23 protein-coding genes are annotated in these 24,070 nt (G+C 34.6%); 9 read left to right on the top strand and 14 right to left on the bottom strand.

All coding sequences use genetic code 11. From position 1 onward, the window contains the following. Nucleotides 1-4 precede the first annotated feature (4 nt). Nucleotides 5-2,818 carry a M16 family metallopeptidase gene (locus tag ACTJIW_RS03585; protein WP_440715485.1) on the top strand — a complete coding sequence of 938 codons (2,814 nt, stop codon included), beginning with the start codon at nucleotides 5-7 and terminating at the stop codon, nucleotides 2,816-2,818. Nucleotides 2,819-2,938: 120 nt separating this feature from the next. Here ACTJIW_RS03585 and ACTJIW_RS03590 read toward each other — a convergent pair whose 3' ends face one another. From ACTJIW_RS03590 to ACTJIW_RS03605, 4 genes are all read right to left on the bottom strand, one after another. Next, the gene (locus tag ACTJIW_RS03590; protein ID WP_440715484.1) at nucleotides 2,939-3,427 is read right to left on the bottom strand and encodes a hypothetical protein; all 489 of its coding nucleotides are present in this window, start codon (nucleotides 3,425-3,427) and stop codon (nucleotides 2,939-2,941) included. 306 nt (nucleotides 3,428-3,733) lie between these two features. Beyond that, the gene (locus ACTJIW_RS03595) at nucleotides 3,734-5,140 is read right to left on the bottom strand and encodes an efflux transporter outer membrane subunit (protein ID WP_433812254.1); all 1,407 of its coding nucleotides are present in this window, start codon (nucleotides 5,138-5,140) and stop codon (nucleotides 3,734-3,736) included. A gap of 17 nt (nucleotides 5,141-5,157) precedes the next feature. Further along, a complete protein-coding gene (locus tag ACTJIW_RS03600) occupies nucleotides 5,158-8,331 on the bottom strand; it encodes an efflux RND transporter permease subunit (protein ID WP_440715483.1) in 3,174 nt (1,057 codons plus the stop codon). Nucleotides 8,332-8,336: 5 nt separating this feature from the next. Then, the gene (locus tag ACTJIW_RS03605; RefSeq protein ID WP_440715482.1) at nucleotides 8,337-9,491 is read right to left on the bottom strand and encodes an efflux RND transporter periplasmic adaptor subunit; all 1,155 of its coding nucleotides are present in this window, start codon (nucleotides 9,489-9,491) and stop codon (nucleotides 8,337-8,339) included. Between the two features lie 266 nt (nucleotides 9,492-9,757). Here ACTJIW_RS03605 and ACTJIW_RS03610 point away from each other — a divergent pair, with 266 nt between their 5' ends. The 6 genes from ACTJIW_RS03610 (at nucleotide 9,758) to pdxR (ending at nucleotide 15,574) form a co-directional block, all read left to right on the top strand. Next, a complete protein-coding gene (locus tag ACTJIW_RS03610) occupies nucleotides 9,758-10,801 on the top strand; it encodes a sensor histidine kinase (protein ID WP_012026107.1) in 1,044 nt (347 codons plus the stop codon). Continuing rightward, the gene (locus ACTJIW_RS03615; RefSeq protein WP_012026108.1) at nucleotides 10,801-11,532 is read left to right on the top strand and encodes a LytR/AlgR family response regulator transcription factor; all 732 of its coding nucleotides are present in this window, start codon (nucleotides 10,801-10,803) and stop codon (nucleotides 11,530-11,532) included. The genes ACTJIW_RS03610 and ACTJIW_RS03615 overlap by 1 nt, the downstream gene beginning before the upstream one ends. A gap of 19 nt (nucleotides 11,533-11,551) precedes the next feature. Next, nucleotides 11,552-11,845 carry a DUF3861 domain-containing protein gene (locus tag ACTJIW_RS03620; RefSeq protein WP_012026109.1) on the top strand — a complete coding sequence of 98 codons (294 nt, stop codon included), beginning with the start codon at nucleotides 11,552-11,554 and terminating at the stop codon, nucleotides 11,843-11,845. 115 nt (nucleotides 11,846-11,960) lie between these two features. Beyond that, nucleotides 11,961-12,959: a glycoside hydrolase family 130 protein gene (locus tag ACTJIW_RS03625; protein ID WP_012026110.1), complete on the top strand. Its 999-nt coding sequence runs from the start codon at nucleotides 11,961-11,963 to the stop codon at nucleotides 12,957-12,959. Nucleotides 12,960-13,190: 231 nt separating this feature from the next. Continuing rightward, nucleotides 13,191-14,087: a dienelactone hydrolase family protein gene (locus ACTJIW_RS03630; protein WP_440715481.1), complete on the top strand. Its 897-nt coding sequence runs from the start codon at nucleotides 13,191-13,193 to the stop codon at nucleotides 14,085-14,087. Between the two features lie 74 nt (nucleotides 14,088-14,161). Beyond that, nucleotides 14,162-15,574, top strand: a complete 1,413-nt coding sequence (pdxR, locus tag ACTJIW_RS03635; RefSeq protein ID WP_440715480.1) for a MocR-like pyridoxine biosynthesis transcription factor PdxR — start codon at nucleotides 14,162-14,164, stop codon at nucleotides 15,572-15,574. On the opposite strand, the gene ACTJIW_RS03640 is transcribed toward pdxR, so the two are convergent. The 3 genes from ACTJIW_RS03640 to ACTJIW_RS03650 all read right to left on the bottom strand — a co-directional run bounded on the left by ACTJIW_RS03640 (nucleotide 15,569) and on the right by ACTJIW_RS03650 (nucleotide 17,035). Continuing rightward, on the bottom strand, nucleotides 15,569-16,174 hold the full coding sequence (locus ACTJIW_RS03640) for a MarR family winged helix-turn-helix transcriptional regulator (RefSeq protein WP_440715479.1): 606 nt from the start codon (nucleotides 16,172-16,174) through the stop codon (nucleotides 15,569-15,571). The two genes, pdxR and ACTJIW_RS03640, sit on opposite strands and share 6 nt — an antisense overlap. 73 nt (nucleotides 16,175-16,247) lie before the next feature. Next, nucleotides 16,248-16,511: a DUF2024 family protein gene (locus tag ACTJIW_RS03645; protein WP_012026114.1), complete on the bottom strand. Its 264-nt coding sequence runs from the start codon at nucleotides 16,509-16,511 to the stop codon at nucleotides 16,248-16,250. 296 nt (nucleotides 16,512-16,807) lie between these two features. Beyond that, on the bottom strand, nucleotides 16,808-17,035 hold the full coding sequence (locus tag ACTJIW_RS03650) for a thioredoxin (protein ID WP_012026115.1): 228 nt from the start codon (nucleotides 17,033-17,035) through the stop codon (nucleotides 16,808-16,810). 185 nt (nucleotides 17,036-17,220) lie between these two features. On the opposite strand from ACTJIW_RS03650, the gene ACTJIW_RS03655 reads away from it, so the two are divergent. Next, nucleotides 17,221-17,952: a YggS family pyridoxal phosphate-dependent enzyme gene (locus tag ACTJIW_RS03655; protein ID WP_440715478.1), complete on the top strand. Its 732-nt coding sequence runs from the start codon at nucleotides 17,221-17,223 to the stop codon at nucleotides 17,950-17,952. A 30-nt stretch (nucleotides 17,953-17,982) separates the two neighbouring features. Beyond that, nucleotides 17,983-18,714 carry an AAA family ATPase gene (locus ACTJIW_RS03660; protein WP_440715477.1) on the top strand — a complete coding sequence of 244 codons (732 nt, stop codon included), beginning with the start codon at nucleotides 17,983-17,985 and terminating at the stop codon, nucleotides 18,712-18,714. Nucleotides 18,715-18,762: 48 nt separating this feature from the next. On the opposite strand, the gene ACTJIW_RS03665 is transcribed toward ACTJIW_RS03660, so the two are convergent. From ACTJIW_RS03665 to ACTJIW_RS03695, 7 genes are all read right to left on the bottom strand, one after another. Continuing rightward, entirely contained in the window at nucleotides 18,763-19,377 is a 615-nt protein-coding gene (locus tag ACTJIW_RS03665; RefSeq protein WP_440715476.1) for a thioredoxin family protein, read from the bottom strand. A 3-nt stretch (nucleotides 19,378-19,380) separates the two neighbouring features. Next, nucleotides 19,381-19,857 (bottom strand): TlpA family protein disulfide reductase, encoded by a 477-nt coding sequence (locus ACTJIW_RS03670; RefSeq protein WP_440715475.1) that lies wholly within the window; start codon nucleotides 19,855-19,857, stop codon nucleotides 19,381-19,383. A 270-nt stretch (nucleotides 19,858-20,127) separates the two neighbouring features. Further along, nucleotides 20,128-20,781, bottom strand: coding sequence for an Imm19 family immunity protein (locus ACTJIW_RS03675; protein ID WP_440715474.1), 654 nt, complete (start codon nucleotides 20,779-20,781; stop codon nucleotides 20,128-20,130). Next, nucleotides 20,774-21,367 carry a hypothetical protein gene (locus tag ACTJIW_RS03680; RefSeq protein ID WP_440715473.1) on the bottom strand — a complete coding sequence of 198 codons (594 nt, stop codon included), beginning with the start codon at nucleotides 21,365-21,367 and terminating at the stop codon, nucleotides 20,774-20,776. Before ACTJIW_RS03680 ends, ACTJIW_RS03675 begins: the two co-directional genes overlap by 8 nt. Before the next feature lie 5 nt (nucleotides 21,368-21,372). After that, entirely contained in the window at nucleotides 21,373-22,125 is a 753-nt protein-coding gene (locus tag ACTJIW_RS03685; protein WP_440715472.1) for a DKNYY domain-containing protein, read from the bottom strand. A gap of 84 nt (nucleotides 22,126-22,209) precedes the next feature. Beyond that, entirely contained in the window at nucleotides 22,210-22,932 is a 723-nt protein-coding gene (locus tag ACTJIW_RS03690; RefSeq protein ID WP_440715471.1) for a DUF1963 domain-containing protein, read from the bottom strand. 22 nt (nucleotides 22,933-22,954) lie between these two features. Next, on the bottom strand, nucleotides 22,955-23,899 hold the full coding sequence (locus tag ACTJIW_RS03695) for a DUF6985 domain-containing protein (RefSeq protein ID WP_440715470.1): 945 nt from the start codon (nucleotides 23,897-23,899) through the stop codon (nucleotides 22,955-22,957). Nucleotides 23,900-24,070: the final 171 nt, after the last annotated feature.

Here is a 24,070-nt window from a genome sequence, read left to right on the forward strand (position 1 = left end):
CAAAATGAACACTAAAAAAAATATCATTATTGGGATTATGGCCTTGTCTTTTCAAGGCGCATTTTCTCAATTTAAAACCAACATTCCGCTGAATAAAGACGTTGTAACCGGAAAACTAAAAAACGGATTAACGTATTATATTATGCATAATGAAGAGCCAAAAGACAGGGCAAGTTTTTACTTTGTTCAAAATGTGGGCGCCATTCTCGAAGATGACAATCAAAACGGATTGGCACATTTTCTGGAACACATGGCTTTTAACGGTACAGAACATTTTAAAGGAAAAGGAATCATTAAAATGCTGGAAAAAAACGGCGTAACTTTTGGTAAAGAAATTAATGCTTATACTGCTCAGGATGAAACTGTTTACAACATCAGCACGGTTCCGGTTACCAACGAAAAACTAATCGATTCTACTCTTTGGGTTTTACACGACTGGTCTGGATCTTTATCTTTAACCAATCAAGAAATTGATGCCGAAAGAGGCGTTATCAGAGAAGAATGGAGAACGCGCCGTACAAGCGATTTTCGTTTAAAAATGCAGACAGATCCTGTTTTATACAAAGGTTCAAAATACAGCAAACGCGATGTTATTGGCGATTTAAATATCATCAATAACTTCAAATATCCTGAATTGAGAAACTATTATAAAAAATGGTACAGACCAGATTTACAGGCTGTAATAATTGTTGGAGATATTGATGTTAAAGTAATGGAAGAAAAGGTCAAAGCGATATTTTCAGGTATTCCTTTGGCAAAAAAAGCAGCTGTAAGAACGTATGCCGAAATTCCGAAACATGATGAATTATATTTTGGAACAGCATCTGATAAAGAAGCTTCATCTACAACAATTACTTTGCGATATGTTACAGACGAACCATTGGTAAAAGACAGTACTGTGACAAGAAAAAATGTAATGAACTCTTTTTATACCAATATATTAAACAATCGTTTTAAAGAATTACTCTTAAAAAATCAAAGCTCAAGTTTAAATTTAAGCGCCTATTTTAGTGGAATTTCTAGATTAAACAATTCGTATAATATTACCGCTTCTGTCAAAAAAGGAAAAACACTCGAAGCATTTGAAGAAGCCTATACAGAAGCCGAACGTTTAAAACGTTTTGGAGCTGTAAAAACAGAATTAGAGAGAACCAAAAAGCTTTTTATCAGTTCATACGATGATTTTATCAGCAATAAAGATAAAGTCGATAATGACAGCTGGGCAGATAAATTGACCGATTATTTCTTAAAAGCAAAACCATTTCTTTCCCCTGAAGACGATTATAAGTTAATTGTTGGTATTATAAAAAGTATCACTTTGGAGGAATTGAATGCTTATGCTAAAACCATTCAAAAACCTACAAATCAAGTCGTTTTAATAACAGGTTCAGACCAGGATAAAAATGATTTTCCAACGAAAGAAGCGGTAGTAAGTGTAATGAAAAAAGTAGAAAATAGTACTTTAGAACCTTACACAAAAAAAGAAAACAATGCACCTTTAATTGATAAGGAATTAAAACCTGCATCCATAAAGAAAACATTTGAAGTAGCGGGAATTAAAGATGCAAAAGGGTATATTTTAGAAAATGATGCAAAAGTAATTATCCTTCCAACGACATATTCGCAGGATCAAATTATATTTTCTGCTTTTTCAAAAGGCGGTAAATCTCTTGTAAAAACAGAAGATCTGGCTTCTGCCGAAATTGCAACAACAATTGCAAGATCGTCTGGTTTAGGAAATTTTGACAACATTGGTTTAAAAGAAAAACTAACCGGAAAAGTGGCACAGGCAGCTCCTTTTATTGGCGCGAATACACAAGGTTTTCAGGGAAGTTCAAACAAAGCCGATTTAGAAACAATGCTTCAATTGCTTTATCTTTCTTTTGAAGCACCTCGTTTTGATCCCAACATTTTTAATATTCTAAAAGAACAGTATAAAAATCGTTTAGAAACTATTAAAAAAGATAACGGAAGCGCTTTTAAGGATTCTATTGATTTAGCCAATTCAAACCATAATGCAAGAACTTTTTTATTCAACGAAAAATTTCTTGAAACGATTGACTTAAAAAAAGCAGAAAGCATTTACCGTGACCGAATTAAAAATGCTGCTGATTTTACATTTGTTTTTGTTGGAAATATTCCGGATTCAGGTTTAGAATTGATTCAGAAATATATTGGAAATATAAAATCGAATCCGGCTTTAAAAGAGAATTATATCGATCATAACATTGAGCCTAAAAAAGGGAAAACGATCGTGCATTTTAAACGCCCAATGGAAGTAGCTAAAACAACCGTTTATTTAAACTTAGCTGGAAAAACGGAATACAGCAAGGAAAATGCCTTGTCAATTTATATTATTGGAGAAATATTATCAAAACGATTCCTGCAGACTATTAGAGAAGAAGAAGGCGGCAGTTACGGCGTAAATGTGGGCGGTAATCTGGAAATGATTCCAAAACCCGCTTTTAGTCTTGCCTTGACTTTTGACTGCAATCCAGATAAAGAAGAAAAATTAATGCAGATTGTCTGGAAAGAATTAAACGATTTAAAATCAAATCCGGTAAATGCTAATGATTTGGAAGACATTAAAAAAGCACTTTTAAAAAACCGTGAAGAATCACTTAAAACCAATTCTTTCTGGAATACTACAATTTATAATAACACCTTAAATCAGATTCCTTTTTTACAGGATGATGAGTATAAAAATTTAATTTCTAAAATTAATCAAAAAACTATTCAGCAGTTTAGTAAGCACGTTTTGGATAGTTCTAGTAGTGTCGAAGTTATTATGAGCCCTGAAAGCCAATCAGGAAAGTAAAACTTTAGAATACATTTTTATTTTATTAGTCATTAAAGGTTGTCTTCCAAGACAGCCTTTTTTGGCTTTATACCAAAAAAAACGCCTCATTCCTGAGACGTTTTTATCATATTTATTTAATTAATGACGATCATTGTGTGAATGTCCACGATCTTTGCCGGATTGCTTTTGGGAATTGTTATTTCTTTTATTCTCAGACTTCTGTTTCCCTTGAGATTTGTTATTTTTTACCGGTTTTTCTCCTCTGTTTTTCTGAGGCTTCCCTTTGTAACCTTTTGGATAATTAGCTCTGTGTTTACTGTGATAGGTGTATGGAGCATCTCCTCTATAATCTGTTAACACCACTTTATAACCTGAATACAAATCATATTGTCTGTATCTTGAAGGAAGTCTTTTTTCACGCATCCATTTTCCACCGTTATCGTAAATAAACACACTTTGGTTTACATCATAATACACATCGATGTCTGGTAAATAATAATATCTGTCGTCGTCATAACCTTGTGGTCCCCAGCTTGGAGGTGTTCCAATATTTACATTAATTGATACTTGTGCATGGGCAAAAAATACACTCATAAATAATACTGAGGCGAATACTAACTTTTTCATGTTTTTAGAATTTAGGGATTAATTTCATTTAGAAACTAATCTAAAGTGGTGCCAATATTCGCGTTTACAGAATGCATTATACAGAACCGCCAAACCAATCGACGAACAGTGTTTTTTAACCGATATAGATTTAAAATTAAAAACGCCTCATTGCTGAGGCGTTTTTAGTCATGTTTAAACTTAACTGAATGGCGGATAATCGTAATCTTAACAATTCAAAGTTAAATACAATTTTTAGTATTAAATTATTATTTAGACCAAGGTTATATTTTTAACGACCAACGTTAATTATTTATAGGAAAATATTTATTTCCATCCTCCGCCTAAAGCTCTGTATAAGTTTACAACGGCTTGTAATTTTTGTAAATTATCATTAATACCGCTTAACTGTGCTGCCAGTAAATTTTGTTCAGAAGTTAATACGTCTGTATAATTTGTTGCTGAACTGTATTCAAGAAGCTGCTGTGTAAAATCGACTGCTTTTTCTAAAGCTTCAATTTGTTTTTTTCTTGAATCTTCTTTTTCGACTGCCATTTGGTATGAATACAAAGCATTAGAAACTTCCTGACCCGCTGTTAAAAGACTTTGCTGGAAATTGTTATAAGCCTGTAACTGTTGAGACTGTGCTGTTGTTAATCTCAGCTTGTTTTTACCCTGATTAAAAATTGGCTGTGTTAATCCTCCAATAATAGAATAAAAAATAGAATTAGTAAAGAAATCTTTTAATTCTAAATTCGAAAAACCGCCGCTTGCCGTAAGCGTTAAACTTGGATAAAAATAGGTTTTAGCCAGATTTGTAGATTCAAAAGCAACTCTGAAATTAAATTCAGCCTGACGAACATCAGGACGATTTTCTAATAACTGAGAAGAAACTCCAATTGCAATGTTTTCCGGAATAACCTGAGTTCCTAATTCTCCTCTGTCAATTGTTCCCGGAGCTTGTCCTAATAAAATATTCAAAGCGTTTTCGGTTTCACGGATACTTTGTTTTAAATCCGGAATCAAAACTTCTGCTGCATGCTGATTGGCTTCACTCTGTACAACTGCCGCTCCTGTTACAATTGCTCCTTCTTTTAAAGCTTTAATTGTTTCAACATTTTTAATACGGCTTTCTAATGTTTCCTGAGTGATTTTTAACGATTTATCGTAAGCCAAAAGCATAAAATAATTATTGGCAATATCAGAAATTAATTGTGTCTGAATGGCTTGTTTGGCAGCATCTGTGGCTAAATAACTAGCTAAAGCGGCTCTTTTAGAACTGCTTAGTTTTCCCCAGATATCAGCTTCCCAAGACGTACTTACACCTAATTTATAAGTTGTAGTCAGAGTATTGATATTAATTCCGGCAGGAAAGTTAAGCCCCGCTTCTGACTGTTTCGTGTGCGTTGCACTTGCATCCAGCTGTAAGGTTGGGTAATAAGCCAATTTACTCTGACGCAATGAAGCTCTTGCCTGTACTATATTTTCAATAGCATTTTTCAGGTTCAGGTTTTGATCTAATCCTTTCTGGATTAAAGCATTCAGCTTTTCATCTTTAAAAACACTCTGCCACGGCATATCAGCAATCGTAGTCGTATCGGCAGAAGCCTCATCACGATACAGCTTATCTGTCGAGAGTGCTGCTGGACGTTCGTACTTTTTGGTAATGGAGCACGCACTTAAAAGCGCGGCTGCAATTACCATAAGAATATATTTATTTGAACTATTCGTCATCTCTTTTTAATTAAATTTTACTCTTTGTGAGCTTCTATTAACTGAATTTCCTCCTCATCATCGTCATCATCATCATAACCGTCTTTTGCCGGACCGCTTACTTTTTCTTGTAAAGTCTGGAAAATGATAAATAAAACCGGAATAACAAATACTCCTAAAATGGTTCCAATTAACATACCTCCAACTGCTCCAGTACCAATCGATTTGTTACCAACGGCACCTGCCCCAGTAGCAAACATTAAAGGCACAAGTCCAAGAATAAAGGCAAACGAAGTCATCAAAATTGGTCTTAAACGCGCTACGGCACCTTCAATTGCCGCTTGTACAATTGGCAGGCCTTTACGCCTTCTGTCTAAAGCAAATTCGACAATCAAAATACCGTTCTTGGCAAGAAGCCCGATAAGCATGATTAAGGAAATCTGAAGGTAAATATTACTGTTCAGTTTGAAAATAATCGAGAATAAATACGCTCCTGCTAATCCAAACGGAATCGAGAATAATACCGCAAATGGTAAAATATAACTTTCGTACTGCGCACTCAATAAGAAATAAACGAAAACCAAACATAAAATAAAGATGAAAATCGTTTCTCCTCCAGAAGCTAATTCCTCACGTGTTAAACCTGAAAATTCATATCCATAACCTGCAGGAAGGTTTTCTGCAGCTACTTCCTGAATTGCTTTAATTGCATCTCCAGAACTGTAACCAGGTTTTGGTGCTCCGGTAATCGAAATAGAGGTAAACAAGTTAAATCTTGAAATCGATTCAGGACCAAAAACCCTTGTCATTTTTACAAACTCTGTAATTGGAGCCATGTTTCCGGCGCTGTTACGAACGAAAATTTTATTTAATCCTTCTGTATTAGCTCTAAATTCTGGAGCAGCCTGAACCATTACACGGTATTGTTTACCGAATTTATTGAAATTCGAAGCATACAATCCACCGTAATACCCCTGCATAGTCGATAAAATCGTATTTACCGAAACTCCTGCATCTTTGGCTTTCGCCAAATTAACATCCATCATATATTGCGGGAAACCAGGGTTAAATGGTGTTGTTGCATATTGTATTTCCGGACGTTCGGCTAATTTAGCAAGGAATTCATTGTTTACTTTATAGAATTCGGCAGTTGTATGTCCTCCTTTATCCTGTAACTGGAATTCGAACCCGCCGCTTTGTCCAAAACCTTGAATAGTTGGCGGTGAAATAAAGAATATATTAGCTTCACGAATACCGCTTGTTTTTGCAAAAAGCTGTCCAATTACATCATCAACACTTAAATCACGTTTATCCCATGGGTATAATTTTACAATTACCATACTGTAAGCACTACCCGCTCCGGCGGTAAAGTTCTGCCCTACGATACGAAGTGTATTTTTAACTCCCGGAATAGTTTTAGCAATACTGTCTACTTTTTTGGCCATTATATCTGAACGTTCCATAGAAGCAGACGGCGGTAAGCTGATATTGGCAAAAACAGTTCCCTGATCTTCTGAAGGAACGAATGCAGACGGTGTCGTTTTCATCATATAAACCAATGCAACACCAGCAATTACAATAGATGCTAAAGCAATCCATTTTTTAACCGAAAGAAACTGAACCGATCTTTTGTATTTTCCTGTTACATTATCAAACGCAACGTTAAAAGCCGTATAAAATCTTTGTAAATAAGTAGTCTTATGTTCATGATCGTCGCCATGCGGTTTTAAAAGCAGGGCACATAAAGCCGGACTTAAAGTCAAGGCGTTTACTGCCGAAAGAATAATCGCAACAGCCAGTGTAATACCAAACTGTTTGTAGAAAACTCCGGTTGATCCGGTAATGAAAGTTACCGGAATAAAAACCGCAGCCATTACAAGCGTGATTGATATAATCGCCCCCGATATTTCGTTCATCGCATGTATTGTAGCTTTCTTGGCCGATTTATACCCGTGGTCCAGTTTGGCGTGCACCGCCTCGACGACCACAATCGCATCATCGACCACAATACCAATTGCGAGTACCATCGCAAAAAGTGTCAATAAGTTAATCGTAAATCCAAATAAATTAAGGAAGAAGAACGTTCCTACAATCGCAACCGGAACCGCAATTGCCGGAATTAAGGTTGATCTAAAATCCTGAAGAAAAATAAATACTACAATAAAAACCAATATAAAGGCTTCAATCAAAGTATGAATTACTTTTTCAATAGATGCATCAAGGTTTTCGTTAACGTCAACCATAATGGTGTATTTCATCCCTTTTGGGAAACTCTTTGCCGCTTCTTCAATCAGCTTTTTAGAATTGATAATTACATCACGTGCATTCGATCCCGGAGTCTGGCTGATAGCCATCGCTGCCGATTCTACACCGTTTGTTTTAATCGTTGAAGCATAACTTAAGGATCCTAATTCTACCTTAGCAACATCTTTAAGTCGAAGCATCTGCCCGTTTCCAACCGATTTGATTACGATTTCCTCAAATTCCTTAGCCGATGTTAAACGTCCTTTGTATTTAATTACATATTGAAACGCCTGATTTCCGTTTTCACCAAATTTACCCGGTGCTGCTTCAATATTCTGTTCTGCCAAAGCAGCCGAAATATCACTTGGAATCAGCTTATATTGCTGCATAATATCTGGTTTCAGCCAGATTCTCATAGAGTAATCTTTTGCACCAAAAACCGTTACATCTCCTACCCCAACTACACGCTGGATTTGCGGCACAAGATTGATTTTGGCATAATTTTGAAGAAACGTCTGATCGTATGCTTTATCATCACTGTATAAAGAGAAAATCAATAAGTTACTACTCTGGCTTTTGGTTACTGTAACCCCGGCCTGAGTTACCTCTACAGGCAGTAAACTTGTTGCTCTTGAAACCCTGTTCTGAACGTTTACCGCTGCTAAATCAGGATTGGTTCCTACTTTAAAGAAAACTTTGATCGAAGCATTTCCATCATTTGTTGCTGTAGAAGTCATGTAAGTCATGTTTTCTACACCATTAATCTGCTCTTCAAGCGGAATTACAATACTTTTCAGTACCACATCAGCATTGGCTCCTGTATAACTTGCTGCCACGTTTACCGTTGGCGGTGCAATATCCGGATATTGTGAAATCGGTAACTCTATTAGGCCTAAAACACCTAAAATAACGATAATAACAGATATTACCGTCGAGAGTACGGGTCTTTGTATAAATCTTTTAAACATTTCTTTTATTTTAAATCGGCGTAAACTGTTTCCGGGCTTTGTTTTTTAGCTTTAATTTCAGATCCCTCTTTTAGAGAAGCTACTCCTTCTAAAACTATTTCGTCTCCAGGGTTTAAACCGCTTGTTACTACGTAATAGTTTCCTGCTGTATTTTCAAGTACTGTGATATTAGCATTTCTTGTTTTTCCGTCTTTTCCTAAAACTACTGCAAACATTTTATCCTGAAGTTCAAATGTTGCACTTTGAGGAACAATGATTCCGTCTTTTACTTCTTTTGGAATTCTTACTGTAGTACTGCTTCCGCTTCTGATAATTCCTTTTGGATTTGGGAAACGAGCTCTTACGTTTACAGTACCTGTTTCAGTATTGATTAATCCGTTTACGGTTTCTATGTTTCCTTTTTGATCATAAGCAGAACCATCTGAAAGCAATAAAGAAACTGCCGGCATGCTTTTTAATTTTTGGTTTAATGAAGCTCCAGAATCTTTAGTAAAATTTAAAAGCGCTTTTTCATTTAAAGCAAAATAAGCGTATACGTTTCCAATACTTGAAACCGTTGTTAAAGGTTCAGCTGTGTTAGAGCTTACTAAACTTCCTAAACGAAACGGAATTGAACCTACAACTCCATTAACCGGACTTGTAACTGTAGTATATCCTAAATTAGTTTTAGCATTTACCAAAGCTGCGTTTGCCTGAGCTAAAGAGGCTAAAGCAGACTCATAAGTATATTGTGCCGATTCTAAATCGTATTTACTTATAATTCCTTTTTCAACCAAAGGTTTTACTTTGTTTACAGCCAGTTTTGCAGAACTCAAATCAGCCTGAGCACTTTTAATACTTGCTGTTGCTGTACGAACTTGCTGCTCATATTCTGGCGCGCTGATTTTGAATAACGGCTGCCCTGCTTTTACAACAGCACCTTCATCTACAAAAATTTTATCGATGTAACCTTCCACTCTTGGTCGGATTTCTATATTCTGCTGTCCTTGAATACTGGCTGGATAATCGCTGTTTAATGTAGCAGATTCCGGCTGTAAAGTCAGCGTTTTATACTCTTTAACCTGCGGTGCTCCTCCGGCCTGAGCCGATTTATCATTTTTACCGCATGATGCGATAATAACTGATGCTGCGAGAATGCTTAAAAATGATTGCTTATTCATTAGAAATAATATGTAATTATCGATTATATGACAACAAAAGAAATAAAATATAACATACAAAAAATTTCAAATAGACGAAAAGCAAAAGACAATCGATAAAGATGATTTTACACACGATGGTTTCTATTTAAAAATTAAACAAGCGTTTAATTTTGAACTCGTCGGCTCTAAAATGGTTTTTACAGACTGTAATTCTCTATTTGCCGATTGCTTCAAAATTGCATTTAAATAAAATGTAATATTGTCAATAAAACACTAAACTTGTAATGGCATCAAACGTTTACAGACCTTATTTTTTTACCGGACTGCATATTCTAAGCTGGTTATTACTGGGATTTATCATGCTGTTTTACATGCCCTTAACCTGGAATGTAATTCTTCCTGGTATTTTCTGGCTTTGGCAGATTATTATTTTGATTTTGTTAATCATTATTTTTTATACTAATGCTAAAATCATAGTTCCCAAAACCATTATAAAAGACAATACTTCTCCGTTTTTAATCTGGGCATTTATTATTGTTTTTGTAATGCAGCTCATTGCCTATTTTTATACTTCGCAGACTGATCTTCATAATAAAATAAGCTTGGTTTTAGGATTCAAAAAATATAGAAATCCCTATTTCGACAATTATGTTTTAATGCTCACTTTATTGGTTTTAGGAATCAGCACGAGCTGGGCAATGCTGCAATACTGGCAGAAAGCGGCACAGCACAAACAAAAACTGGAGCAGGATAAAACAGTTGCCGAACTGGCTATGCTGAAAGCACAAATTAATCCGCACTTTTTCTTTAATTCCTTAAACAGTATTTATTCGCTTACTTATACAGATATTGAAGATTCCAGAAATGCGCTTCATACTTTAAGCCGAATGATGCGTTATTTATTGTACAGTACCGAAGAAAGAACAACATTATTAAAAGAAGCCGAGTTTATGAGAGATTTTATCGCCCTTATGAAACTTCGTGCCAATAAAAAACTGACGATTACAACCGACATTCCAGAAAAAATACACGATTACCCAATTGTTCCAATGTTATTATTACCTTTAGTAGAAAATGCTTTTAAACACGGTATTCATGCTACCGATAAAAGTGAAATTCATATTAAACTGAGACAAAACGGAAGCAATCTGGAATTTGAAGTAGAAAATACCTATTTCGAAAAAACGTCTACTACAGATGAAGGCGGCATTGGGTTAACAAATACAAAACGCAGACTGCATTTAATTTATCCGCATAAACATACTCTGATAGCAGGTATCGCTAAAAACGGTATGTATAATGTACAGCTGCAAATAAATTTAGAATAATGACAACATTAAAATGTATAGCAGTAGATGATGAACCTTTGGCATTAAAACTGGTCGAAACTTTTATTGACCAGACTCCTTTTTTGCAATTGAGCGCCAGCTGCGATAATGCGGTTGAAGCCATGAGTTTAATCAGAGAAAAACAGCCGGATTTGGTTTTTCTGGATATCAATATGCCCAATTTAACGGGAATGGAACTCGCAAGACTTTTGCAGGAACAGCCGGGACAAGTGCCAAAAATCGTTTTTACTACCGCATACAATCATTATGCAATTGAAGGTTACAAGGTAAATGCAGTCGATTATCTTTTAAAACCTTTCAGCTACGAAGAGTTTTTACGCGCTGCAAATAAAGTGCTTCAAATAACCGAAGAAGCATCAAACAACTTCCAGCCCATTACAGCCGATGATGAATTTATTTTCTTAAAAGTAGAATATCAATGGGTTAGAATCTCTCTAAAAGAAATTTTATATATCGAAAGTTTAAAAGATTATGTAAAAGTTCATCTGGATGACAATCAAAAAGCAATACTTTCTTTGATTTCCTTAAAAGCCTTAGAAGAAAAATTACCATCAGCGAAATTTATGCGTGTTCATCGATCATTCATTGTTTCACTTGATAAAATAAACGCCATCAGCAAGAATTCTATTTTTATAGATAAAACAGAAATTACAGTAGGAGAACAATACAAAGAAACGTTTAAAACCATTGTAGATAAATGGTTAAAGTAAAATTGAAAATTTTAGTATCATGCAAAAAAGATCAAACAAATATTATTTGACATTAAGCCTAAAGGAATATGCAAATGGTGATACCGAGCCGGCAAAAGAACTCGGAATTGAATTTGATAATCACGATGAAATTTTTGGAATCATCCAAAGAATAAAAGACAAAAACATATTCGAAAATCCGTATGAAGCAACACAATTTGCTCTTGGGTTAAAATTGTTCAGCGAAATAAAACTGAAACACCGAAACAATCCATTATTTGATGAATTAAACGAAGTTTTTCCAGTATTCATGAAAAAATTAAAAAGCTTGTAGTTTACTACAGGCTTTTTTTTTATCTGGAATTATGAAAGAATTTCAGAATGTTATGTAAATCAAGTTATTGTCTATTTCATTAATTTTATTAGAATGATCTAAAAAAAACAGCTTTATGATACATAAACATGGATTAATTATCACTAAAACCGAATTAGATTTTGAAATCGAAGGCGTTTTAAACCCAGCAGTAATTGCTGCAGATGGAAAAATACATATTTTTTACAGAGCTGTTGCTTTAGGAAATCATTCCACAATTGGATACTGCCGTCTTTCTGATCCTTTAACTATAGAAGAACGATACCAGCATCCGGTCATCGTTCCCGAAACTCCCAATGAAAAATATGGTGTCGAAGATCCCCGAATTGTCAAAATCGATGATCTTTATTACCTTTCGTATTGCGGTTACGACGGCGAAAATGCATTTGGATGTGTTGCAACTTCTTCAGATTTAAAAAACTTTACCAAACACGGCATTGTCGTTCCTCAATTATCAGGCGATGAATTGCGTTCGCTTATAAAACACCAGCAGGATTTAAATATCAAATATTTTCAGCCAAGTACAGGAAGCAGTTATGTATGGGATAAAAATGTCGTTTTCTTTCCAAGAAAAATAAACGGAAAACTTCATTTCCTGCATCGAATTCGTCCCGGAATTCAAATTGCTTCGGTCAACAATCTTGACGAATTAAATCAGGACTATTGGAAAAATTACATGCTGGATTTTAAAAACCACATTGTACTTGACCCAAAATTCACACACGAACTAAGTTATTTAGGAAATGGCGCGCCGCCAATAGAAACAGAACACGGCTGGCTTTTAATTTATCACGGCGTTCATGATACTATCAACGGATATATGTATGTGGCCTGTGCCGCACTTTTGGATATTGACGACCCAACAAAAGAAATTGCACGTCTGCCCTATCCGCTGTTTGTTCCAGATCAGCCTTGGGAACTCAAAGGTTATGTCAATTACGTCTGCTTTCCAACAGGAACTATTCTCGACGATGAAGAACTTTATATTTATTACGGCGCCGCCGATGAAGGAATTGCCTGTGCATCAGTTAACCTAAATATTCTGCTGACAGAACTTCTCGCTAATAAAGTTTAGTTTTCAGCCGCAGTCGTAATTTTTAGTCGCAGTCTCAGTCGCAGTTTTCAGTCTTTGTAATGAAACTATTAACTAATGACTAATCACTAACAACCAACAACCAACAACTAACAACCAACAACTAACAACCAACAACCAACAACTAACAACTAACAACCAACAACCAACAACTAACAACTAATCACAATTCACTTTTATTCCCTAAATTAGTTATTCCAAAAAATTAACCTCATGGATAACAAAATAACCAAAGAAGACATTAGTCAGGAAGTATTTGATTTGTATGATGACTATGCGCACAATAAAATTAACCGAAGACAATTCGTTGAAAAACTCTCCATATTTGCCGTAGGATCGCTTACACTGCCTTCGCTTTTAAGTTTTATGACGCCAAATTATGTCGACACTATTTTAGTTCCCCAAACTGATCCAAGACTTAAAACAGGTTATATTAATTATGATTCTCCAAAAGGAGGCGGATCTATAAAAGGTCTTTTATCACAACCTGCTGAAAGCAAAAAGAAACTTCCCGTAATAATTGTAGTTCATGAAAACCGCGGACTTAATCCGTATATTGAAGATGTAGGCCGAAGAGCTGCTCTTGAAGGTTTTATAACACTCGCTCCCGATGCTTTATCTCCGCTGGGCGGTTATCCAGGCAATGATGATGAAGGACGAGAACTGCAAAAAAAGCGAACCAGAGAAGAAATGCTCGAAGATTTTATCGCCGCTTACGAATATCTTAAATCACACAAAGACTGTAACGGCTATGTTGGCGTTGTAGGTTTTTGTTTTGGAGGATGGATTTCGAACATGATGGCCGTAAAAATTCCGGATTTAAAAGCTACAGTCCCATATTATGGCGGACAGCCGACTAAAGAGGAAGCTGAAAAAGTTAAAACACCGCTTCTTTTGCATTATGCAGGTTTAGATACGCGCGTAAACGAAGGCTGGCCTGCCTATCAGGAAGTTTTAAATAAAAATAAAGTCGAAAACACCGCTTACTTTTATCCAAACGTAAATCACGGTTTTCATAACAATACTACACCAAGATATGATGAAGCAGCCGCCACATTATCCTGGACCAGAACTATTGACTTTTTTAAAGCCAAATTAAAAAAGAAATAACCTCAATTCTATAAAAGCTTTTGTAAATTTGGTCTGTCTCATTAATTCAATTTCAACACAAAAAGACAGACCAGATGTTACGACCTTGGCAATTTGAAATTCATTTAGATAAAAAATCAGACAAAGCGCTTTATCTGCAAATTGCCGATGCTATAATCAATGCGGTAAAATCCGGTAAATTAACCAGCGGGAACGCTTTGCCCGGAAGCCGTCAGCTGGCAGGATTATTAAATGTAAACCGAAACACGGTAATCGAAGCCTTAGACGTTTTAATTGCCGAAGGCTGGCTGATTACTGTAGATCGAAAAGGTACTTTTATTGCCGATATTCTTCCTGAAACCAATTTCAATAAGAAAACAGAAACCAAAGCCAGCAGTACAGTCGAAAACTCGAAACCGCATCTTGTTTTTGATGATGGACTTCCCGACAGCCGTCTCGCTCCTATGAACGATCTCGCACGTGCGTACCGTGAAATATTCAACAGAAAATCACGCTGGCAGATTATGGGTTACAGCAATGAATTGGGAAATGTTGAATTTAGAAAAGCAATTGTGCAAATGCTGAATTTTAAAAGAGGAATGAATGTTTCTCTGGATGAAATCTGTATAACACGAGGAAGTCAAATGGCGATGTATCTCGCAGCACATTGTTTACTTTCAAAAGGAGATTCTGTTATTATTGAAAATCCGGGATACAAACCTGCGTGGGAAGCTTTTGAAAATACCGGTGCGACTCTGCTTCCTGTGAATATTTTAAAAGATGGTTTAGATTTAGAAGAAGTTGAAAATCATCTTAAAAACAATAAAGCCATAAAAGCGATTTACGTTACGCCTCATCATCAATTTCCAACTACCGTTACAATGAGTCTCAAAAAGAGATTAAAACTTATTGAACTCTCTAATCAATACGGATTTACGATTATTGAAGACGATTATGATAATGAATTTCATTTTGGACAGAGACCAATTCTTCCAATTTCAAGTTACAGCAATGCTAAAAACTTCATTTATATTGGCACTTTAAGCAAAATTGTAGCTCCTGCTCTGCGTATTGGATATTTGGCTGCTTCTATTGAAAACATACAAAAAATTGCCCAGCATAGAAAAATAATAGACGTTCAGGGCGATAATATTATGGAAGAAGCTGTTTTAAACCTTATTAACGAAGGAAAAATTAAGAGGCATCTCAAAAAAACGAATTTAATTTACAAAGCCAAAAGAGATCATTTTGAAAGTCTCTGTAAACTTCATTTAAAAGACAAAATCACTTTTATTAAACCCGAAGGCGGTTTGGCTTTTTGGATTGTTCCAAAGTCAGAAATCGATCTTCAAAAAGTCTGTGATGAATTATTAAAAAAAGGAATAAAAATAATGAGTCCGGAAAAATTCAGTTTTGGAAATCCGGCTTCCGGTTTGCGTCTGGGATATGCATCATTGACTGAAGAACAAATGGAAGAAGGTATTTTGACACTTTCAAAATATTTATAACCGAACCGGTTTATGATCGAAACAATCCAATCTTATATCGCTCGTTTCTAGTTTTACATCCAATAATTTACAATAGTTATTTCCGTTTTTCTCTACAAAGTAACCGCAGTTATAACAAGTGCTTTGTACATTTATAAGCTGTAAATCTTGCAATTGCTGAATCAGAGAACTTATAGTTTTCCATAAAACCAGTTTCTCTTTTTGAGAACCTGTCGAAACTAAATCAAATAGCGGATCTGTAAAATCTTCGGTTAAAAGCACCATTTCTAAACCGTTTATTGTAAGCTCGATTGTAGAACTTCTGGAATCGCTGGTATTTACCGTTTTTGTAATATATTTTTTTTGTTCCAAAATTTTAATCGTATCACTGATGGTGGCTTTTGTCAAATTAAATTCTTTTGCCAGATAACTTACGGTTGCTTTGTTTTGAACATGGTGCTTTATAAAAATCAAAAGCTGAATTTGTATTGGGCTTAAATCGTATTTTTTGGCTTTTTCCCAAAGCAAAACTCTAAAAACCTGAGACAATCGTTCAAATCCGGCTGTAATTTTTCCGTCCAGATTATTGTTTTGTGTTTCTAAATTGAAGATGTTTTTCATAATGACAACAAATAAAATAGACTGAAAGTCCCCACACTTTCAGCCTATCGAATTAATAATTCTAAACGAAAAATTAATAACAGTTTTCCATTTCAATAATCGAAAATCCGTTTTTAAGAATTTGATTTTCAATATCTGCAGGCGCTTTATCGATATGACAAAATCGGCATTCTTTTGAGGTCAAAGGCTGACCTTCCTGTAAAACTGTTTTTAGGTATTCTTTTCCGTATTCAAAAACCTGATTTGCATCGTCTGTATTTTCATCTACCAAAATATCAAAATGCATTATTTTACCGTCTTTTCGGGTTACATAAGTATCCCATACTGCTACTTTCATTTTTATTTTTTGTTTGTTGTTTTTAGTTTATAGTTTATTGTGATTTTAAACACATAGAAACATAGTTTTTTTCTTTTTTTAGATTTCAAAAAGAAACTCGTTTCTCACACATAGACGTTTCTGAGAGCTTTGTCAAAGTTTGAATACTAAACAGAAACAACTATGTTTGTTTAAACAAGTGAAACGCCTTTACTGCGTTTTCAAAAACTATGTCTCTATGTGTTTAAAAAAAACCTTTGTTTCAATTCAATGTTTATAAACACCTCTTTGAAGAAACTCCAAAGAGGCGTTTATATTTACCCAATTACTTCTTCTATAGAAGCACCAAAATTAATATGCAGTACATTTCCGTTTGGCGTTACCAAAGCCGGAACTGATTTTATACCCGCTTTTTGAGCTTCAGCAATTCGGGATCTGTCTTCACCAATGTTTACTACTTCAACATCTTTAACTAAATTTAAAATGTCGTGTTCTGCGCTTACGCAAACTGGACAACCTGCGTGATAAAAAATTGATTTACTCATTTGATTTGATTTTAATTTGACTTCATTGCCGAGACAAAATTAGGCAGGATACCTAACCATTAAATAATCCAGTTTTTTCATTTTCGGGCGTTTTCTGGTCTGCTTCTTTTTGTTTATCTGGACTACTTTATATAGAAAAAACTGGATCTTTTTTACAATCCACTTTACCTCTAACTTTGCTCATTATGAAAGAGAATATTATTTATAATTTAAAGCAGGTTCACGATCGTATCGAAAAAGCCTGTAAAGCTTCGGGAAGAGATACAGCAGATGTTCAGTTATTACTGGCAGCCAAAACGGTTCCTGCCGAAAGAATACGAATTGCCATTGAAGCCGGAGAAAATTTAATTGGCGAAAATAAAATGCAGGAATTTCGTGATAAGGATTCAGAATTAAAAGATTTAAATATCGAGCGTCATTTTATAGGTCATCTGCAGACAAATAAAGTAAAAGATGTTTTGAAATATGTAAGCTGTATTCAATCTCTTGACCGATTAAGTCTTGCGGAAGAATTAAATAAACAGCTCCAGAAAGAAAACCGGGCTATTGCTGTTTTTGTTCAAGTTAATACCTCTTTTGAAGAAAGTAAATTCGGTCTTTCTCCAACAGAAGTAATTCCGTTTATTAAAGAAATCAGGAAATATGATACTCTAAAAATCAAAGGATTAATGACGATTGGTTTATTAGATGTTGAAAAAGAAAAAACGCGCCCGTCACTTCATTTACTTAAAGAAATAAGAGATCAAATTTATGAGGCTGAAATTGAAGGTTTAAGCAATTTAAAACTTTCAATGGGAATGTCTCAGGATTTAGAATTGGCTATTGCCGAAGGTTCTAATCTGGTAAGAGTGGGAACTTCTATTTTTGGAAACCGCTTTTTGGGCAAAGAAATCTGGAACGAAAATATTGCAGAATAAAACCTAATTTTGCACCAAATAAAATCTCAAATGAATCTGTACGAACTTGTTGTAAACGATACTGAAAAAGTTGCACTCGATGATCTGTTTTTCAGCGAAGAAAATAAAACAGCCCTTCTTCAAACCATAAAGGAGCATAAATATCTTGAGGAATTAAAAAAGTACAATTTAAAAGTTGATAATAAAATACTGCTTCACGGGCATTCGGGCTGCGGTAAAACAACAACGGCAAAGGCAATTGCAACGGCTTTAAATAAAAACATTGTTATTATCAACCTCAGCACTTTAATTAATGCTAAAATTGGGGAAACTTCTAAAAACGTAAAAACCATTTTCGACAAAGCGATTCGTGAAAAAGCGGTTTTATTTCTGGATGAATTTGACCAGATTGGAAAAAGCCGTGAAAGCGACGACAAAGATGTTGCCGAAATGAAACGTTTGGTAAATACTATTATTCAGCTTATAGATTATTTTCCAACAGACAGTTTATTGATTTGTGCGACGAATTTTTACAACAGTATTGATACGGCATTACTACGCAGATTTCAAATTAAGCTGAAATTTGAAATGCCTGACCAGCACCAATTGGATGTATATTATGATAAACTGCTGGCTGATTTTCCAGAACATCTGCAGGACATTCTGCGCAAATATGACATTTCTTATGCAGAGGCAAAAGATTATATTCACACTACAATGAAAAGGCAGATTATTGCCGAACTGGAACTTAAAGAGCAGAGAATCAACGAAACGATTATATAAAAAAACGCCTCATATCCTGAGGCGTTTTAACAAATTAAATTCTGGTAATTAAGCTTTCGCTTTTCTTTTTACTGTACAGCCAATTTCTTTGGTTTGTGTTACAGCCGGTTTTTGACCGGTTTTTAAAGATGCAATTACATCTTCTGCATATTTTACTTTATCGGCTTTTGTTCCTTCCGGATCGTTGTCGATAGCGCCTACATATTCTACTACGTTTCCTTTTGTTGTTTTAGAAACAATGAAAACGTGAGGTGTGCGTTTTGCTCCGTATTCGTCAGTAATTTTTTGTCCCGGATCAAATAAATATGGGAAAGGGTATTTTTTTTCTTTTGCCAAATCCTGCATTTTGCTAAAAGTATCTGCTGTAGAAGCTTCAGGATCGTTTGGATTAATTGCAATTACAGGATATCCCTGTGGTTTGAATTTTTTATCTAAATCGATAATTCTTTGCTCGTAACCTACTGCATAAGGACAGGTATTGCAGGTAAAAACTACGATATAACCTTTTGCATCTTTAAAAGTCCCAAAAGAAACTTCTTTGTTGTCTACATTTTTCAGTTTAAAATCTGGTGCAGTATCTCCGGCTTTAAGTGTTGTTCCTGTTTGAGCCTGAGCTAAAAAGGCAGAAAATGCCAATGTTAGTAATAAGATTATTTTTTTCATGGTTTACAGTTTTTTATATTCAGTTAATAATTGTTCGTAGGTAAATTCGCTTTCTACAAATTTTCGTTTATCGTTTTTGATGAAAAGTGTTGCCGGAATACTTCCAGACCAGTTTGGGTCGATTCTATCTATAAATTCCTGCGGACTGCTTTCGTTTAAAAGAAATACTTCGTTTTTCAGGTTTTTTCTTTTTACAAACGGAACGACATTCGATGCCAGCTTTGATTTGAAATCCAGACTTACTAATAAAACAGCCAGTTTTTCTGATTTGTGTTCGGCGCTTAGCTTTTCAAAATGCGGCAATTCTTTAATGCACGGCGCGCACCACGTTGCCCAAAAATTCACAACATACGTGCTGTCTTTTCCATTTTTAATTCGTTCGTTCAGCTGATCGATGTTTAACAGCTTCACATTCTGACTGTGAGCTGAAATCGAAAAAACACCAAACAGAAATAGATACAAAAAAGACTTGATTTTCATGAGGTACAACGCTTTAGGATTAATTTGTGCCTTACAAATATAAACTAATGGAATCTTACTTTTTGTTAATAAAAGTTTAATGGAGTTTTTTTGAGGTTCTAAGGAGCTAAGATTCTAAGTCACTAAGATTTATAAATCGTTCCTTCGGAATTTTAAAAATTTAAAACAAAAGAACCAACGGTTCGAACTATATTGTAGCGCTGGATTTTAATCCATCGTCATAAAACCGCAAAGAAAAAGAGAGCCGTAGGCTCGGCACATTTTAATTTTTTATCTTTTAAAAGAAACCAATTTTTTATTCAATTCTATTACATCTTCTTTATAGCGCGGATATACTGTTATGTTTCTCACACTATGATTTTGACTATTGGTTAACCCAATTTCTTCTGTTTGTTGAAATGGAGATTCCATAATTAAACCATTTAAAATACAATCTGCAATATAATCCGAATGTGTTTCAAATTTTGGAATTTCTTTCAGATGTTTTGTAATTATGGGTTTCAAAATAGATTTCTGATTTTCTGTAATTCCTGTCATAGGAAGAAAAAGCAAAAATAATGAAGGATAATTTTCAAAGGCCAATAATTCATCTAATGTAAAAAACCAAGCTTCAAAATGTCCGCCTAAATTGCCGATGTAAATATCATTTAGAAAAAAGTTGATTTCATATTCCTGAAATTCAACAGCATAATTTAAATCGTCTGTCAGTTTTTCTGCGATGTATCTTGGGTTTTCTTCTATATCATCCTGATTAAAAAATACGTGTTCCCACTCATAAGCTTTGGTTTCATCTGTTTCTACAACTTCCAGAACCTCATCAATGTTTATTTCTTGTTTTTCATCATAACCTCTTGACCAGCAGAAATAAAATTTCCAGAAAAAAGTATTCTGATTCAGTTCTTCAATTGGTATCTGTCTATTCATCTATTTCAACTTTAAATGGATACGTAAAATCAGCTGTATACTCTGGTTTTTCGGCAGAAGGTTTTAGCACAAATTCAAAAGTAGGTTCCATACTTTCAAATTCTTCTATTTTCCCCGAAACCGTCTCTGCTTCCAAAAGCTGTTTGGTTAATCCGGCCAAAATAGTAACTGTATACCAGCCGTTTGGCAGTTCTATTGACGCGTGTTTGTATTTCTTTAATAATCCGACTTTGGTTTCTGTAAAATCTCTCAAATACGGAATCGTATACAGGTAGATTCTGCCATTCACAACTTTTAAACAATATCCGTCACGATGGTGCTGTACTTCATTTTCTGCTTTTAACAACTCTGGCGTTTCGTCTGATAAATTGAAATAAATGGTATAAGGATAATTTTCTATTCCTATCATTGGCACAATTACACCTTCTTCTACAACCTGATCTCCGGTTTCTTCTGTTGTGAATTCTGTCAGCAGATCATCCGGCAGGTCATTTTCTATTTTGTATTGAAGCAGATAATCTGGATCGCCCAGAATAAAATAATCCATTAGGTCATTTAGTACTTCGTCGAATTTATATACCGCCATTGTTTTTAGATTTTAGTTCTTTTTCCCATATAATAACTGTATTCCTTATCAAAAGCATATCCTCTTTCATCCATAACTTTAAAATGAAAATCGTTCAGGCTTTTGGTTTTTATCACTTTTACTTCATCATTGATTGTTCTGATGTAATAAGCGTATTTATCATCTTTGGCATAAAAAACATTATCGCATTCTAAATAATAAGTTCCGTCTAAACAGCCTTCCAAAACTTTAAATGTATTTGGATTGGCTTCTGGAACTATATTTCCTTTGAAAAAAACATAATTTTTATCTAAAGCCAGATTTCCAATTAAATCCGGATGCGGAATTGTAAATGACTCTAAATCGACATTTTCAATCAGTTTTACGTCTCCAAAATATAATTTATCGCCAACCTGAATGTGATAATTATTGAGGTGTTTGGCTTTACTTAAATCGAAAGGCATTTTATCATCATGCCGAAAATAATTTCCATTTGAAAATGTATATCCTTTTTTAATATCTATTACTTTAAAATCATTAGGTTTTGCATCTTCAAGAATAGTAAAAGCGGTAAAAGCGCTTTGAATATAAACATGGTTTTTATCTGTAAAATAAATCGTTGATGCAAAACCATCATTGTCATATTCTGGGTTTGTTGCTGTTATTTTAAAAGTTTCAAAATCGATTGTTTTGTAAAACTTTTTAAACACTTCACTTTCATAACAAAGAATGAATTTGTTATCAATAATTTTATAACCGTGTCCTAAATCTTTAATCATTTTCAGTTTTTTTTATTATCTGATTATTTCCAATCGATCTGAGTTTTTTTGGACGTATACAGATAATGGAACTTACAGCCATTTTTACGATTGTCCCCAGTGGAATTCACAATTATTAAAATTCAGATTTTTAAGATCATTTTTATCAATTAAAACGCTAAAAACACCTTCGTCATTAAATCCGTTTTCCCCTATCTGTAAAAGCACTATTTTATCTGAATTTACTATTTCTAATATCTGATTTTCCTGATACTGGCAATGTGTAAAAATTCCGAAGATTTTAGAGGTTTCACTTCCTTCAAAATAATCCCATAACAAACCATCTTCGTTTGTATATTCTTCTTCATTTTCGTATTCTGGTTCACGGTAACGATTTGAAAGATTTTCAGTATTGGCAAAAACTTCTTTTATTAATACGCCTTCAAAAAAGTTGTCTTCATGATCTTTAACCACTCTCACCAATTCACTGTTGTCAACATCTGCATATACTGTCAGACCTTTATCTTCCATGATATCAGCAAAAAAGAACAAATGTCCGGTTTTAGGCAAAAGTCCTGATGTATCGTACGGTGCAATCTGTTTTAAATCTAACTGACCGGCAAAACGCAGATCATCCGGGTATTCGAAATCTTTTGGAAGATCAGCAATTGGTCCGCCATAACGGGAATGTCCAAGCGGAATATCCAACGTTTCTGCTTTTACCAGCAATCCATCTTCTAACAGGATTTCAGGCATTTTTAAACTGTCTCCATAATAATGTTTGGTCGCCGGGCGTAATTCTATTATATCAAATGTTTCTTTGTTCATTTGGTTTAGTTTTATGGTCAATTTATTTGCTTTTATTATTATCCTTTTCAGCAATCCAGGTTAAAAATGCAGTATCGGCACCTCCTATTTCCACAATTCTGTTTTTATGTGTCATCACGCCCAAGCCGTGTTCGCTGTCCCACGAACACGAGAAAAGAAAACCAATGTACGGCAGATCGTCTTTAAAAACAGATGTGACATAAATTGCTGTTGGCGATATGAGATTTGCAAAATCTTTTATGGTTGTTACATCCGGCATAAAATCGGGTTTGTCTTCTTCACTGTAACCATAATCTTTCTGCCAGTCGGGATATACTTTTAGTAATTCTGTTAGAATACTTTCCAGTATTTCAGTTTGATTGTTTTCAAGATATTCGATTCCATTTTCGTGTTCTTCCCTGAATTCTTCTTCCTCGTCATCATCAAATAATATTTCACATTGTATTTCCGATTCTTCTTCATTAAAAAATGACTGCCATTCTTCTAATTCAACCCATTCGAAATAATCATCCTGACCTTCTTCCTGTTTTGGAAGTTCACGTGGATTTTCTAAATGTTTATTGAAAAATTCATAACAAAAAGGTGCTCTTGTAAATATATAATCGGGATTTTCGTTATAACACAAATTGAAATATTCTAACGCTTTTTCTTCGTTACCACATTCTAAACAGCATTGTCCTTTGTAATAATTTCGAATATAAGGTTCGTTTCTGCCCGAAGCTGAATGACGGTCATTCATATCAAGCCAGCGTTTCATATTCGGGAAATCTTTTGCCCAGATATATTCATTGGTCATCCTGCCGGTAATGATATAGGCATGATAAATATTGTATTTTTCATCATCGGCTTCTGCCCATTTTTCTTCAATAAAACTAATCAAATCTTGTTTGGTCAGTTTGTTTGTTTTTAATGAAAATTTATCTAAAAACGTGTCTATTTCGTTTATAATGCTTTCTGCGTTTGACATTTTTTCTATTTAATGATTGTACCTACCGACGAGATGTTCCTAACGGAACATTTTTTCGATACGCTTTTTCTATATATGATGTTCTTAACGGAACATTTGATCTACCGACGAGAATGTTCCTAACGGAACATTTTTTCGATATGCTTTTTCTATATATGATGTTCTTAACGG

It is taken from the genome of Flavobacterium sp. 22659 (genome assembly GCF_052044235.1).
GTDB classification, from domain to species: Bacteria; Bacteroidota; Bacteroidia; order Flavobacteriales; family Flavobacteriaceae; genus Flavobacterium; species Flavobacterium johnsoniae.

Bases quoted from the DNA above. Each gene is read 5' to 3' on its own strand.
- ACTJIW_RS03585 (WP_440715485.1), top strand. From the start codon at position 5: ATGAACACTAAAAAAAATATCATTATTGGGATTATGGCCTTGTCTTTT.
- ACTJIW_RS03590 (WP_440715484.1), bottom strand. From the start codon at position 3,427: ATGAAAAAGTTAGTATTCGCCTCAGTATTATTTATGAGTGTATTTTTT.
- ACTJIW_RS03595 (WP_433812254.1), bottom strand. From the start codon at position 5,140: ATGACGAATAGTTCAAATAAATATATTCTTATGGTAATTGCAGCCGCG.
- ACTJIW_RS03600 (WP_440715483.1), bottom strand. From the start codon at position 8,331: ATGTTTAAAAGATTTATACAAAGACCCGTACTCTCGACGGTAATATCT.
- ACTJIW_RS03605 (WP_440715482.1), bottom strand. From the start codon at position 9,491: ATGAATAAGCAATCATTTTTAAGCATTCTCGCAGCATCAGTTATTATC.
- ACTJIW_RS03610 (WP_012026107.1), top strand. From the start codon at position 9,758: ATGGCATCAAACGTTTACAGACCTTATTTTTTTACCGGACTGCATATT.
- ACTJIW_RS03615 (WP_012026108.1), top strand. From the start codon at position 10,801: ATGACAACATTAAAATGTATAGCAGTAGATGATGAACCTTTGGCATTA.
- ACTJIW_RS03620 (WP_012026109.1), top strand. From the start codon at position 11,552: ATGCAAAAAAGATCAAACAAATATTATTTGACATTAAGCCTAAAGGAA.
- ACTJIW_RS03625 (WP_012026110.1), top strand. From the start codon at position 11,961: ATGATACATAAACATGGATTAATTATCACTAAAACCGAATTAGATTTT.
- ACTJIW_RS03630 (WP_440715481.1), top strand. From the start codon at position 13,191: ATGGATAACAAAATAACCAAAGAAGACATTAGTCAGGAAGTATTTGAT.
- pdxR (WP_440715480.1), top strand. From the start codon at position 14,162: ATGTTACGACCTTGGCAATTTGAAATTCATTTAGATAAAAAATCAGAC.
- ACTJIW_RS03640 (WP_440715479.1), bottom strand. From the start codon at position 16,174: ATGAAAAACATCTTCAATTTAGAAACACAAAACAATAATCTGGACGGA.
- ACTJIW_RS03645 (WP_012026114.1), bottom strand. From the start codon at position 16,511: ATGAAAGTAGCAGTATGGGATACTTATGTAACCCGAAAAGACGGTAAA.
- ACTJIW_RS03650 (WP_012026115.1), bottom strand. From the start codon at position 17,035: ATGAGTAAATCAATTTTTTATCACGCAGGTTGTCCAGTTTGCGTAAGC.
- ACTJIW_RS03655 (WP_440715478.1), top strand. From the start codon at position 17,221: ATGAAAGAGAATATTATTTATAATTTAAAGCAGGTTCACGATCGTATC.
- ACTJIW_RS03660 (WP_440715477.1), top strand. From the start codon at position 17,983: ATGAATCTGTACGAACTTGTTGTAAACGATACTGAAAAAGTTGCACTC.
- ACTJIW_RS03665 (WP_440715476.1), bottom strand. From the start codon at position 19,377: ATGAAAAAAATAATCTTATTACTAACATTGGCATTTTCTGCCTTTTTA.
- ACTJIW_RS03670 (WP_440715475.1), bottom strand. From the start codon at position 19,857: ATGAAAATCAAGTCTTTTTTGTATCTATTTCTGTTTGGTGTTTTTTCG.
- ACTJIW_RS03675 (WP_440715474.1), bottom strand. From the start codon at position 20,781: ATGAATAGACAGATACCAATTGAAGAACTGAATCAGAATACTTTTTTC.
- ACTJIW_RS03680 (WP_440715473.1), bottom strand. From the start codon at position 21,367: ATGGCGGTATATAAATTCGACGAAGTACTAAATGACCTAATGGATTAT.
- ACTJIW_RS03685 (WP_440715472.1), bottom strand. From the start codon at position 22,125: ATGATTAAAGATTTAGGACACGGTTATAAAATTATTGATAACAAATTC.
- ACTJIW_RS03690 (WP_440715471.1), bottom strand. From the start codon at position 22,932: ATGAACAAAGAAACATTTGATATAATAGAATTACGCCCGGCGACCAAA.
- ACTJIW_RS03695 (WP_440715470.1), bottom strand. From the start codon at position 23,899: ATGTCAAACGCAGAAAGCATTATAAACGAAATAGACACGTTTTTAGAT.